Origin of the sequence: Rhizobium sp. BK049 (assembly GCF_014193135.1) — a bacterium.
Taxonomy (GTDB): Bacteria; Pseudomonadota; Alphaproteobacteria; order Rhizobiales; family Rhizobiaceae; genus Rhizobium.
In genome coordinates this window covers 1-12,042 of sequence record NZ_JACHYV010000052.1, presented here as the reverse complement: position 1 = coordinate 12,042, position 12,042 = coordinate 1, and the positions used below count along the sequence as shown (strand labels likewise).

Here is a 12,042-nt window from a genome sequence, read left to right as displayed (position 1 = left end):
ACGACCGTACCACGGCCCGAGATCGAGAACACGTCTTCGATCGGCATCAGGAACGGCTGGTCAACCGGACGCTCCGGCGTCGGGATGTAGGAGTCAACCGCTGCCATCAGCTCGCGGATCGCGTCTTCGCCGATCTTCTTGTCGGAATCTTCAAGAGCAGCAAGCGCCGAACCCTTGACGACCGGAATGTCGTCGCCCGGGAAGTCGTAGGACGACAGAAGTTCGCGAACTTCGAGCTCGACCAGCTCGAGAAGCTCGGCGTCGTCAACCTGGTCGACCTTGTTCAGGAACACAACGATCGCCGGAACGCCGACCTGGCGGGCGAGCAGGATGTGTTCGCGCGTCTGCGGCATCGGGCCGTCAGCAGCCGAGCAAACCAGGATCGCGCCGTCCATCTGCGCCGCACCGGTGATCATGTTCTTCACGTAGTCGGCATGGCCGGGGCAGTCGACGTGCGCGTAGTGGCGGGCCGGCGTCTCATACTCGACGTGCGCCGTCGAGATCGTGATGCCGCGCGCCTTCTCTTCCGGAGCCGCGTCGATCTGATCGTACGCCTTGAACTCACCGAAGTACTTCGTGATCGCTGCCGTCAGAGACGTCTTGCCGTGGTCAACGTGGCCGATCGTGCCGATGTTGACGTGCGGCTTGTTGCGCTCAAACTTACTCTTTGCCATTTGAATGCTTCCTGTGAACGAAATGGTGGCCCCGGCGAACCGGTTTAGTGCCGCCGTTTAAGGCTTTCGGCGAAATTGCGCAAGACTTAATTGCAGACGCCAATCTTGGCGTGACAGCGCATATGGGAGACAATTCGCCGCCTGCAAGGCGATTCGCCGCGGCCCCTCCAAAAATCGCTGGAATCTCAGAGAAAATCGCACGGATCACCAAGGATGAGCCGCGGCCGCCGGCATTGACATCCCTCGCCTGCGGCAATGGCGGCCGGCGTCTCCGCCACGGCTGGAAACAGCGCGCGTGACCATCGCGACTGCGATCGCGTCAACTGGCTTTAAGGGAGACTGGAGCGGGTAGCGGGAATCGAACCCGCGTATTCAGCTTGGAAGGCTGCTGCTCTACCATTGAGCTATACCCGCGGGATGGTCAGATCCGATGACGAATGGTGGAGAGAGTTGGATTTGAACCAACGTAGGCTGAGCCAACGGATTTACAGTCCGTCCCCTTTAACCACTCGGGCATCTCTCCAGTTTTTCGTCCGGATCTTGAAGACCAAGTTCGTCAGACTTCGAAGCGTTGCCGCCCGTCGTCTGCGCCGCGTATATGACCGGAGCATTTCCGTCTGTCAACACGATGACAATGGAAAAAACACGAAAAATTTCATTCGCCGCCGAAAGCCGGCATATGAAAGAAAGCCTATGCGGCAGCGAACGCCATGGCTATAAAGCCGCATGAGCAAAGACAACAAATCCGGCGGCAAGGCCGCGACAGAGCCATCCGCCAAGGATACGCACTACGCCAATCTGAGGCGCGCCCACCGTGACGCCAAGCGCGAACGCGGCGAGATCCCGACACCCCAGCCACAGAAGCGCCGGCGTGGAGCTGAGGACTGGAAGCCGCCGGCGCTCGCGCCCGACCAGGTATATCTCTATGGCCTCCATACAGTGCGCGCCGCTCTCGACAATACGGAGCGCAAGAAGATCAAGCTGTTTACGACACAGAATGCGCTCGCGCGCCTGGAAATCGATGTCGAGACGCTCGGCATTCCCTTCGAAATCGTCTCGCCGCACGAGATCGACAAGGTGCTGGGTCCCGAGGCGATCCATCAGGGCGTCATGCTGGAAACGCGGCCGCTACCGATGCGCCGGCTCGAAGCGCTAAAGGACAGCCCTCTCCTGCTCGTGCTCGATCAGGTCACCGATCCGCACAATGTCGGCGCGATCATGCGCTCGGCCGTCGCTTTCAATGCCGGGGCCGTTATCACCACCCAGAGACATAGCCCGACCGAGTCAGGCGTGCTCGCCAAATCCGCCTCCGGCGCCCTGGAACTGATACCTTATATACAGATCACCAATCTCGCCGATGCACTCGGCGAATTGCACAGGCTCGGCTTCTCCACCATCGGCCTCGATTCAGAAGGGCCGGCGCCGCTCGAAGGCACCTTCTCAGGCGACAAGGTGGCGCTGGTGCTCGGCTCGGAGGGCAAGGGGCTCAGGCAGAAGACGCGCGAAACCGTCAACGCGCTTGCCCGCCTCGACATGCCGGGCGCAATCAAATCGCTGAACGTCTCGAATGCAGCGGCGATCGCGCTTTATGCGGCGCGGCTCTATCTGAAGCCATAGGTGAGCCAACAAGCGACCAGCTCAATTCAACCGACCGCAGTCATCGCGCCAAGGGAAGTGTCATGATCCGTTTCGTCGTCCGGCTTTCGGCTGCGGCAGCAGCCCTGCTTGCTTGTGGCCTGGCCCAGGGGCAGGAGATCGATGCCGATATTGTCAAAGCGCAGGCCGGGACCTATCTCTTTGCCCCGCAAGACGGCCGCGCGGGATGCCGGATGACGCTTGAAACCGGTACGGCGATCGGCGGCTATTCGCTCTCTGGCCAGGAGTCTTGCACTACGCCACTGCCGGCGCTCGCCGAGTCCTATGCCTGGAATTTCGACGGCAATGGCGGCCTCATTCTGATCGATGCGATGCGCAAGGTCATCGCCCGTTTCGTCGAGAACGAGGGTTCAGCGATGAAAACGGAAGACGAAACACCGCTCCTGCTGATCTCGGCACCCGATGGTGTCGATCACTTGCCGACCTTCAGGAGCCTTGCCGGGACATGGGCAATGCAAAGACCGGGCGGCGAAAAGCTCTGCAGCGTGACACTCGACGGCACCGTCGATACGGACGGCCATGCACCCCTATCGCTTTCCGGAGACTGCGCTGCCAATGTCGCCGGGCTCAAGCTCAGCATATGGGATATCGACGGTTTCGGGCTGACGCTGATGAGCCATGACGGTTCGTCGCTCAGCTTCGACATGCGCGCCGACGGCAATTTCGACAAGTCCAGAGAAGAAGGCGGCAAGCCGCTTTCGCTCGTGCGCCACTGATCCCGGCGCATGGCTCGAGCCGGAGAAATCCACTTTTTGCCTTGGAATGACCTTCTGGAGCATTATGATCGGGCGGCGATCGATCCGTAGCGACCGGTCATAAGCAAGAAGGAGCGATTCCCATCATGGCCATTCGACCGCTGATTTTCGGTATCCTCTTCATCGCGGCCTTTGTGGGAATCATTCTGAGCATCATTTGGGTGGACACGTCGCATCCCGTTCACCAGGCCGATCCCTTGTCGCCGACGGCGCCTGGCCCCGCGACGCCGGGGCCGGTGCAATAGGCCCAGAGGAACGCGGACGGCGATCGCGCGTTAATCCCCGATCGAACGAGGATTGAACGCTTATGCGCATAATGATCGCCATCGTCGCCGTCATGGTCGCCTCGGTGCTCAGCATCGCGCTGATGTCACCTTCCGGTGCCGGACAGACCGGTAATGGCGACAGGATCGAGGCCAAAATCAACGAACCCCTCGCGCATTGAACCGGAACGACGGGTAGCTGAGACCGACTGTCTTCAGCTGCAATAGAACCAGGGCATGTCGCGATCATATGGCACCACTCGAGGGAAATGGCTGCGGTCAGCAAATATGCGCGAACTTCATGGCTGGTTCCTCATTGAGGATGGGGAGACACTGCGCCGTCGCGGCTGAATTGCCGCTGAAACAGTCCTTCGGACGGGGTTCATTAAGGAAAAACGCGCCGGAGCATTATCGAAACCAGTCTGCCTTCGTTCTCAACGAAACTACGACGCGACAGCCTTCGCTTGGCCGCTCTCTTCGGCTCGCCGAGCCGAAGCTCACGAGCGTAGGCTGGTGCCCCCGGCAGGGTTCGAACCCGCGACCCCCTGATTACAAATCAGGTGCTCTACCAACTGAGCTACAAGGGCAATAGCTGCCCAACTAACAGATTCTGCGATCCTGTAAAGGAAAATCCGTGCGAGCGCCGACAAGTCTGCGTGTATTCAAAACGCCTTGTCTTGCAAAACGGCCTTGTCGCAACTGCCATTTATCCTTTAGCTAGAGCAGCTTCACAAAGGGCATTGTATGGGCCGTTCATTCCAGACGCTTTCCTTTATCGCCTCGCCGACGATGGAGGCGCTCGCAGCGCGCGAAGAGCTGATTCGCATCTATGGCGACGTGCCTCAGGACAAGGCTGATGTCATCGTCGCACTGGGCGGCGATGGCTTCATGCTGCAGACGCTGCACAGCACCATGAATTCGGGCAAGCTGGTCTACGGCATGAATCGCGGCTCGGTCGGCTTTCTGATGAATGATTACAGCACGGAACGGCTTCAGGAGCGTATCTGCGTCGCCGTCGAAAACGCCTTCCGCCCGTTGAAGATGACGACGGCCAATGCCGACGGCACGAATTCCACAGCGCTCGCCATCAACGAGGTTTATCTTTTCCGTCAGTCTTATCAGGCCGCCAATCTGAGGGTGGTGGTCGACGGGCGCGTGCGTCTGGAGGAGCTGATCTGCGACGGGCTGATGGTGGCCACCCCAGCGGGATCGACGGCCTATAATCTTTCCGCCCATGGCCCTATTCTGCCGCTCGAGGCGCCACTGCTCGCCATGACGCCGGTCAGCGCTTTCAGGCCGCGGCGCTGGAGGGGCGCCCTGCTTCCGAACAAGGTGACTGTCGATATCGACGTGCTCGAACCGGTGAAGCGGCCGGTGAATGCGGTGGCAGACAATACGGAGGTCAAATCGGTGCTGCATGTCCGCATCGCCCAGTCGGAGCATATGACGGCGCGTATCCTCTCCGATCCGGACCGCTCCTGGTCCGACCGCATTCTCGCGGAGCAGTTCAAGGATTGAAATGATGGCAATGCGCCTGACATTGATGGCCACGATTTTCCTCGCTGGATGCTCGGCCGCGATCGCCGCTCCCGCGCAGGACGTCATCCTGCCCGCTTCTGTGATTTTCGCGACCAGCACCGGCTACTGGGAGAATGACGGCAACGCACCTGATGTCGAGCGGGCGCCCACCGCTGCCGAAAGCGTGTCCGCCCCTCAGCAAAAGCGCCACGGCTATTATAAGCTCTTTGCTGTGCGTCAGCCGGACAGGACATCGAAGGTCTATCTTCAGCAGATTGCCCAGACCGAGACCGGTCCGGCGATTGCCTCGACGATCGAGCTGCAGGAGATCAGCGACCTGAAGCCATACGTGACCGATATCCGCCCCGAAAACTCGAGCGGCATCATCAAACAACCCGGCCTCTTCGCTACGATCTATCTGAAGACCGATCCCGCAGCCGAGCCGGACGGCTGGACCGTGCTGATTGACGAACTCGGCGACATCACCATCGAGAAAGCGACCAATTGAGCAGCGAGACGCTGTTCGCACAGGCGAGGAAGATGAAACTCGGCTTTCGCGAGGGCATCCTCTATGACGACCGGAGACTGGACTGGGACGCAGCCGGTCCAAGACCCGTCCGGTGGTCGCTATGGTATCCGGCTGCCGATAACGCGCAGGAATGCGAGATCCAGGAGAGAAGCTGGTTTCGGAAGGCGGCGGTCGCTCGCGACGTACCGATTCGGCCCTCAGACAGGCCTTATCCCCTCGTCTTGCTGTCACATGGCACTGGTGGATCTGCGGCCGGACTGGAATGGCTGGCGCGACGCCTGGTCGATCGCGGATTTACAGCGCTCGGCGTCGATCATCACGGCAATACGGGCAGTGAGCCCTACCGCGCCGAAGGTTTTGCCTGTCTCTGGGAACGGGCGCCAGATCTGAGCTTGATGCTCGACCGCTACCGCGACTGGCTTGGCCATTTTGCCGGTCGGATCGATGTGGACCGTGTATTCGCGGTCGGATTTTCGGCCGGAGCCCATAGCGTCATGTTGCTTCTCGGCGCCGTCACCCAGTTCTCGCAGTTCGAGCCGTCACGGCTGAAGCCGGGTGGTCCACGCGGCCCGAGGGAATTTCCCGACCTCGCCGATCATATTCCCTCACTGCTTCGCACCAGCGATGTTTTTCGCGAATCATGGTCCCGCATGTCGCGATCCTATCGGGACGACAGGATCACAGCGGCGGTCCTCTGCGCGCCGGGTCGCTCCGTTCTCAGCTTCGGCGCCGAAAGCCTGAAAGCTGTCGTGGCGCCCGCTCTTATCCTTGTCGGCGATGCCGATAAGGCGGCACCGGCTGAGGAATGTTCTTGCTGGCTGCATGAGCGCCTGACACGCAGCGCCCTTAAAATCCTCGACGGCGGCCTCGGGCATTATATCTTTGTGCCGGAGGGAACCGGGCTCGGCATGGCCTTTGCCGCCGAGCTCTTCACCGATCCGCCGGGCATCGAGCGGGGGGCCGTTCATGACGAGATTGCCGCTCTATCGGCGGCGCTGTTTCATGACGGCGATGGCGGCGCGATAGGCTGAACAAAGAAAGCCCCGTTTCCAGGGCTTTCTGATTTCCAAATGCTGATTGTCAATCGACATCCTCGACGACCGCATCGGCGGCGCCGCTGATGCGGTGGGCAAGGGCCGCTTCCATGAATTCGTTCAGATCGCCGTCGAGCACGTCATCCGGAGCAGTGCTGGCGACGCCTGTGCGCAGGTCCTTGACCAGCTGGTAGGGTTGCAGCACGTAGGAGCGGATCTGATGACCCCAGCCGATATCCGTCTTGGAAGCGGCTTCGGCGTTGGCAGCCTCTTCGCGCTTCTTCAACTCTGCTTCGTACATCCGGGCACGCAGCATTTCCCAGGCCTTGGCACGGTTCTTGTGCTGCGAACGTTCCTGCTGGCAGGCCACCACGATCCCGGTCGGGATATGGGTGATGCGCACGGCCGAGTCCGTCGTGTTGACGTGCTGGCCGCCGGCGCCTGACGAACGATAGGTATCGATGCGGCAATCGCTTTCGTTGATGTCGATGTTGATCGAGTCGTCGACGACCGGATAGACCCAGATCGACGAGAAGGACGTATGGCGCCGCGCATTGCTGTCGTAGGGGGAAATGCGCACCAGACGATGTACGCCCGATTCTGTCTTCAGCCAGCCATAGGCATTGTGGCCCTTGACGAGCAGGGTGGCGGACTTGATGCCCGCCTCTTCGCCGTCATGGACTTCGAGAAGCTCGACCTTGAAGCGCTGGCGTTCCGCCCAGCGGGTGTACATGCGCAACAGCATGTTGGCCCAGTCCTGGCTTTCGGTGCCGCCGGCGCCGGAATGGACTTCGAGATAGGTGTCGTTGCTGTCGGCCTCCCCGGAGAGCATCGCCTCCACCTGACGGCGCGCGGCCTCGGCCTTCAGTGCCTTCAAAGCATCCTCGGCCTCTTTGACGATGCCTTCGTCGCCCTCTTCCTCGCCGAGTTCGACCAGCTCGACATTGTCTTTCAGCTGCTGTTCCAGCTGCCGGACGCCGTTAATGCCGTCATCGAGCTGCTGACGCTCGCGCATCAGCTTCTGGGCCTCCTGCGCATCGTTCCAGAGGTTCGGATCCTCTGCCTTGTTGTTCAACCAGTCCAGTCGTCTTACTGCCTGGTCCCAGTCAAAGATGCCTCCTCAGCAGGGTGATAGCCTGCTTGGTTTCATCGACCACGTTTTCGATTTCCGCTCGCATTTTCCTGCTTCTCTGTAACGGTCTTCTTCAAGTGCTGGTGACATAGAGACGCCCGCCGCGGATGTAAAGAGCCGGGGCGGGTTTCCAAAACTGGGTGAAGACTCAGAAGAGTCCTGGCGTGCCGGTCTGAACGGCCTGGTTGGCTTGCGGCGAGGTCTTCAGGATCTCCTCCGGCGCCATGGTGCTGTCCATGCCGATGACGGAGAAGCTGTCGGCAGGTCCGGTGCCGGGCTTGAAGGCCTCGACGATCGTGTTCGGATCGCCGTCGGCGGCGGCCATGCCGGTCTTGCGGTCGATCGGGATCAGGTTCATGCCCTGTGGAATGACGAACTTCGATTCCGGCATGTCCTTGACGGCGGCCTGCATGAATTCGTTGAAAATCGGGGCGGATAGACCGCCGCCGGTGCCGCCGCGGCCGAGCGGGGCCGGCGTATCGAAGCCCATATAGAGGCCGGCGACGAGATCCGGCGTGAAACCGACGAACCAGGCATCCTTTTCGTCATTGGTGGTGCCGGTCTTTCCGGCGACGTCGCGACCGCCGAGATCAATCTTGCCGGCGGCGGTGCCGCGCTGGATGACGCCCTGCATCATCGAGGTGATCTGATAGGCGGTCATCGGGTCAAGGACGGTTTCGCGGTTGTCGACGACATTCGGCTCTTCCTGGTTCTGCCAGTCGCCGGCATTGCAGCCCTCGCAGAGGCGCTCCTCATGCTTGAAAATCGTCTTGCCATAACGGTCCTGGATACGATCGATCAGGGTCGGCTTGATCTGCTTGCCGCCATTGGCAATGACCGAATAGGCCGAGACCATGCGCAGCACTGTCGTGTCGCCCGCGCCGAGCGACATCGAGAGAACCGGCAGCATGTGATCGTAGATACCGAAGCGTTCGGCATATTCGGCAACGATATTCATGCCGAGATCGTTGGCGAGTCGCACCGTCATCAGGTTGCGCGAATGCTCGATGCCTGAGCGCAGTGTCGACGGGCCGCCGACTTCGCCGCCGTAGTTTTCGGGCTTCCAAACCTGGCCGCCCGAGACGATCTCAATCGGCGCGTCCATGATGACGGAGGCCGGCGTATAACCGTTGTCCATCGCCGCGGCGTAGACGAAAGGCTTGAACGAGGAGCCCGGCTGGCGCATCGCCTGAGTGGCGCGGTTGAATTCGGACTGGCCATAGGAGAAGCCGCCGACCATGGCGAGCACGCGGCCGGTCTTCGGATCCATGGCGACAAGCCCGCCCTGTACCTTCGGCGGCTGGCGCAGACGGTAGGAGGTCGACGCGTCGTCACCGAGCCTCTCGACATAGACGACATCGCCCGGGCTCAAGACACCGGCCGGCGATTTCGCCGTCTTGCGGGAGCCATCCGCCGAACGGTAGGCCCATTGCATGTTCTTGGCGTCGATGGTGCCGCGCTGACGGTCCGCCGCAACCTTGCCGCTCCCGTCCTTGGCCGGCTGCAGGCCGATATCGACATTGTTATCGGACACGGCGAGGACGACGGCGAGCCGCCATTCCGGAACGTCGGTTAGTGCGGGAATATCGGCAAGCGCCTTGCCCCAATCGCCGCTGGAGTCGATCTGCTTAATGGCCCCATGGAATCCACGGCGCTCGTCATAGGTCACGAGGCCATCCTGCAGCGCCTTGCGGGCGGCGAGCTGCATTTGCGGATCGAGCGAAGTGCGCACCGAGAGGCCGCCCTCGTAAAGAACCTTCTCGCCATATTGATCGATCAGCTGGCGGCGCACGGCTTCGGCGAAGTAATCGGACGCGAAGAGCGAAGGACCGTTGCTGCGGGCGGTGACGCCGAGCGGCTGCTTCTTGGCTTCCGCGCCGTCGCTCTGGCTGACATAGCCGTTCTCGACCATGCGATCGATAACCCAGTTGCGACGCTCGAGCGCCGCCTCAGGATGGCGGAACGGATGATAATTGGCCGGGCCTTTCGGAAGCGATGCCAAATAGGCGGCCTCGGCGACAGTCAGCTCGGTAACCGACTTATTGAAATAGGTCAGCGCCGCGCCGGCGATGCCATAGGAATTCATCCCGAAGAAAATCTCGTTCAGGTAGAGTTCGAGAATCTTGTCCTTGCTGTAGGCCTGCTCGATACGAAAGGAGAGGATTGCTTCCTTGATCTTGCGGTCGATCGTCTGGTCCGAGCTCAAAAGGAAGTTCTTAGCCACCTGCTGGGTGATTGTGGAAGCTCCGACGGGACGGCGGCCCGAACCGAAATTCTGCAGGTTGACGAGGATTGCGCGGCCGAGACCGGTGAGGTCGACGCCCGGATGGTTGTAGAAATTCTTGTCCTCGGCCGACAGGAAAGCGGCCTTCACGCGGTCGGGAATGGCCTGGATCGGCAGGAAAAGACGCTTTTCTTTAGCATATTCGGCCATGAGAGCGCCGTTGCCGGCATGGACGCGGGTCGTCACCGGTGGCGCGTAGCTGTTCAGAACGGCATAGTCCGGAAGATCCCTGGCGACATTGGCGAGATAGATAGCAATACCCGCCGCAGCGACCAGAAACAGGACGCAGGCCATTCCGAAGAAATATCCAAGAAGTCTAAGCATATTTTCAGCTACCGGTCTCTTCGATCCGCAATCGGCGCAGACGCAACGATTGCACAGATCGAGACAATTTGCACGTTGCGCGCGGCTTACTCCATGAGCGCTACCGCCACAAGCCGATTCCGCGCCTCAAGCTAGGAAACATAAGCCGGAGTAACGGCGCGAATGTGAGCAAAATAGGGCTCGGCCCGCCGCAATCGTCGCCGCGGCAGCGTTTCATCGGGACTGTCACATCCAAGCAACGCCCTTGCCCGCCGACAAGCCGAAGCACGGCGTTCAGAACGAGATTCATCTGATGGGTCCAAGTCTCTGTTTTCATGGATTTCGCCAGAGCGAACTATTAGAATCTTTGGGCGGCGCTCTTATCCGCCATTCGCCACAACGCCGGTACGGTATCGCTTCACCGCCTCGGTCAGGAGATCGGCGATCCTGGTTCGCCAGGTTTCGTCGAGCAGCAGTTTTTCGTCTTCAGCATTCGACAGGAATCCGAGCTCGAGCAGGATCGACGGCACGTCGGGGGCCTGCAGCACGCGGAAGCCGGCGTGGCGGTGCGGATTGTTGATGGTGCCGACCTGGTCCTTGAAGGAATTCAGCACGCTTTCGGCCAGCGAGATCGAAAAGGCCTGCGTCTCGCGCCGCGTCAGATCGAGCAGGATGTCGGCGACCTCGGGCGGCTCGGCGACTACCTCCTTGCCGGCGATCTGGTCGGAAAGGTTTTCGCGCTCGGCAAGATCGGCTGCGAGCTTGTCCGAGGCCTTGTCCGAAATCGTATAGACCGTTGCGCCGCGGATATCCTTCTGTTTCAGCGTATCGGCATGCAGTGAAATGAACAGGCCGGCATGGTTCTGGCGGGCGATCAGCACGCGCTGGGAGAGCGACAGGAACTCGTCGTCGCTGCGCGTCAGGAACGCCTTGATGCCCGGCTCCTTGTTCAGCCGGTCGGCCAGAGCCCTGGCGAAGGCAAGCGTCACCTGCTTTTCCTCGGTCTTCGTATCGACGCCGATTGCGCCGGTATCGATGCCGCCATGGCCGGCGTCGACGGCAATGACGAAATCGCCGGGGGCGGCTTTCTCCGGCGCCGGAATGGCGCTCGTCGTCTGAGCCGCCCCGGTCCGATCATCCCACGATTGTGTCTTCACCAGTTCGGCAAAGGCCTCCTTATCGATCATTTCGGCGTCGAGCACCAGGCGATGACCCCTCCCCGCCTCGTCGGCCTGCACCTTGGCGAGCGAGAGCTTCACCGGCCTTGCCGCTGTCAGCACGATGCGGGCGCTCTCCTCATCCATCTTGCCGTAGCGGATCTCCTTGAAGAGGCCGCGAGCGGCCAAATCCTTCCCTGGGAAACCGAAGGCGGTGGCCGGCAGATCGACGACGATCCGCTCCGGATTGGCGATATAATGGACGGAGAAACGCGGTTCGCGGTCGAAATCGATGACGATGCGCGTCCTGGCGTCATCGCCGATGATGCGCGCCCCATAAGCGAGCAGCGGATCCTTCATCTCGGCCGAACCCGCGAGGCCAGGCAGGAGGCAACCTGCAATGAGCACCGCCGTCTGAACCCGCCTTGCGAATGTCGATCGCCGCGTTGCGGACTGCGCCGCGATCCGAGCCCTCTTAAACAATAAACCGTCACACCCTATTTGTAACCGCGATGGACCTGATATGGCCGGATCGACGCTCGATAGCGAGACGCCTTGCGACCTGCCGAATCGCGGTCACCTGCCCCCCAGTTTCTATGCGATTCGAAATCCATCAATATTATGGCACATTTGGCTTTTCCCTGGTACATTCTATTTCCAAGTGCGACATGCCAATGATTTCAATGGCTTCACTTTGGAGATTTTGGCATGTCCCGATGCTATACGCAGCTTGCCCT

General features: G+C 60.7%; 12 protein-coding genes and 3 tRNA genes. 8 read left to right on the top strand and 7 right to left on the bottom strand.

Translation table 11 applies throughout. The annotated features are described in order from the left end of the window. From FHT70_RS29605 to FHT70_RS29595, 3 genes are all read right to left on the bottom strand, one after another. Positions 1-674 (bottom strand): GTP-binding protein (locus FHT70_RS29605; RefSeq protein WP_183706695.1); only part of this gene is annotated, 674 nt, incomplete at its 3' end. Positions 675-1,014: 340 nt separating this feature from the next. Beyond that, positions 1,015-1,088, bottom strand: a tRNA-Gly gene (locus FHT70_RS29600). A 24-nt stretch (positions 1,089-1,112) separates the two neighbouring features. Further along, a tRNA-Tyr gene (locus FHT70_RS29595) sits at positions 1,113-1,197 on the bottom strand. 203 nt (positions 1,198-1,400) lie between these two features. On the opposite strand from FHT70_RS29595, the gene rlmB reads away from it, so the two are divergent. The 4 genes from rlmB to FHT70_RS29575 all read left to right on the top strand — a co-directional run bounded on the left by rlmB (position 1,401) and on the right by FHT70_RS29575 (position 3,530). After that, positions 1,401-2,291, top strand: coding sequence for a 23S rRNA (guanosine(2251)-2'-O)-methyltransferase RlmB (rlmB, locus tag FHT70_RS29590; RefSeq protein WP_183706694.1), 891 nt, complete (start codon positions 1,401-1,403; stop codon positions 2,289-2,291). Between the two features lie 62 nt (positions 2,292-2,353). Then, positions 2,354-3,046: an AprI/Inh family metalloprotease inhibitor gene (locus FHT70_RS29585; protein WP_183706693.1), complete on the top strand. Its 693-nt coding sequence runs from the start codon at positions 2,354-2,356 to the stop codon at positions 3,044-3,046. Between the two features lie 125 nt (positions 3,047-3,171). After that, on the top strand, positions 3,172-3,330 hold the full coding sequence (locus FHT70_RS29580) for a hypothetical protein (RefSeq protein WP_176536253.1): 159 nt from the start codon (positions 3,172-3,174) through the stop codon (positions 3,328-3,330). 62 nt (positions 3,331-3,392) lie between these two features. Beyond that, complete coding sequence (locus FHT70_RS29575; RefSeq protein ID WP_183706692.1) at positions 3,393-3,530, top strand: hypothetical protein; 138 nt, start codon at positions 3,393-3,395, stop codon at positions 3,528-3,530. Between the two features lie 329 nt (positions 3,531-3,859). Here FHT70_RS29575 and FHT70_RS29570 read toward each other — a convergent pair. Continuing rightward, positions 3,860-3,935 (bottom strand) — tRNA-Thr (locus FHT70_RS29570). A 157-nt stretch (positions 3,936-4,092) separates the two neighbouring features. Between FHT70_RS29570 and FHT70_RS29565 the strand changes: the two genes are divergently transcribed. From FHT70_RS29565 to FHT70_RS29555, 3 genes are read left to right on the top strand one after another with little or no spacing between them, the layout of a single operon-like run. Then, entirely contained in the window at positions 4,093-4,866 is a 774-nt protein-coding gene (locus tag FHT70_RS29565) for an NAD kinase (RefSeq protein ID WP_011424966.1), read from the top strand. Between the two features lie 4 nt (positions 4,867-4,870). Next, positions 4,871-5,374 (top strand): hypothetical protein, encoded by a 504-nt coding sequence (locus tag FHT70_RS29560; protein WP_183706691.1) that lies wholly within the window; start codon positions 4,871-4,873, stop codon positions 5,372-5,374. A gap of 32 nt (positions 5,375-5,406) precedes the next feature. After that, positions 5,407-6,426 carry a dienelactone hydrolase gene (locus FHT70_RS29555; protein WP_183706690.1) on the top strand — a complete coding sequence of 340 codons (1,020 nt, stop codon included), beginning with the start codon at positions 5,407-5,409 and terminating at the stop codon, positions 6,424-6,426. A gap of 49 nt (positions 6,427-6,475) precedes the next feature. Here FHT70_RS29555 and prfB read toward each other — a convergent pair. From prfB to FHT70_RS29540, 3 genes are all read right to left on the bottom strand, one after another. Beyond that, a protein-coding gene (gene prfB, locus FHT70_RS29550; protein ID WP_183706689.1) for a peptide chain release factor 2 occupies positions 6,476-7,607 on the bottom strand; the annotation gives its coding sequence in 2 pieces (ribosomal slippage) (positions 6,476-7,537 and positions 7,539-7,607; 1,131 coding nt in all). A gap of 102 nt (positions 7,608-7,709) precedes the next feature. Then, positions 7,710-10,169 carry a penicillin-binding protein 1A gene (locus FHT70_RS29545; RefSeq protein WP_183706688.1) on the bottom strand — a complete coding sequence of 820 codons (2,460 nt, stop codon included), beginning with the start codon at positions 10,167-10,169 and terminating at the stop codon, positions 7,710-7,712. A 359-nt stretch (positions 10,170-10,528) separates the two neighbouring features. After that, the gene (locus tag FHT70_RS29540) at positions 10,529-11,788 is read right to left on the bottom strand and encodes an N-acetylmuramoyl-L-alanine amidase (protein ID WP_183706687.1); all 1,260 of its coding nucleotides are present in this window, start codon (positions 11,786-11,788) and stop codon (positions 10,529-10,531) included. A gap of 40 nt (positions 11,789-11,828) precedes the next feature. Between FHT70_RS29540 and FHT70_RS30135 the strand changes: the two genes are divergently transcribed. Continuing rightward, the coding region (locus tag FHT70_RS30135; protein ID WP_210282998.1) for a hypothetical protein at positions 11,829-12,042 on the top strand (214 nt) is incomplete at its 3' end.

Bases quoted from the DNA above. Each gene is read 5' to 3' on its own strand.
- rlmB (WP_183706694.1), top strand. From the start codon at position 1,401: ATGAGCAAAGACAACAAATCCGGCGGCAAGGCCGCGACAGAGCCATCC.
- FHT70_RS29585 (WP_183706693.1), top strand. From the start codon at position 2,354: ATGATCCGTTTCGTCGTCCGGCTTTCGGCTGCGGCAGCAGCCCTGCTT.
- FHT70_RS29580 (WP_176536253.1), top strand. From the start codon at position 3,172: ATGGCCATTCGACCGCTGATTTTCGGTATCCTCTTCATCGCGGCCTTT.
- FHT70_RS29575 (WP_183706692.1), top strand. From the start codon at position 3,393: ATGCGCATAATGATCGCCATCGTCGCCGTCATGGTCGCCTCGGTGCTC.
- FHT70_RS29565 (WP_011424966.1), top strand. From the start codon at position 4,093: ATGGGCCGTTCATTCCAGACGCTTTCCTTTATCGCCTCGCCGACGATG.
- FHT70_RS29560 (WP_183706691.1), top strand. From the start codon at position 4,871: ATGGCAATGCGCCTGACATTGATGGCCACGATTTTCCTCGCTGGATGC.
- FHT70_RS29555 (WP_183706690.1), top strand. From the start codon at position 5,407: ATGAAACTCGGCTTTCGCGAGGGCATCCTCTATGACGACCGGAGACTG.
- FHT70_RS29545 (WP_183706688.1), bottom strand. From the start codon at position 10,169: ATGCTTAGACTTCTTGGATATTTCTTCGGAATGGCCTGCGTCCTGTTT.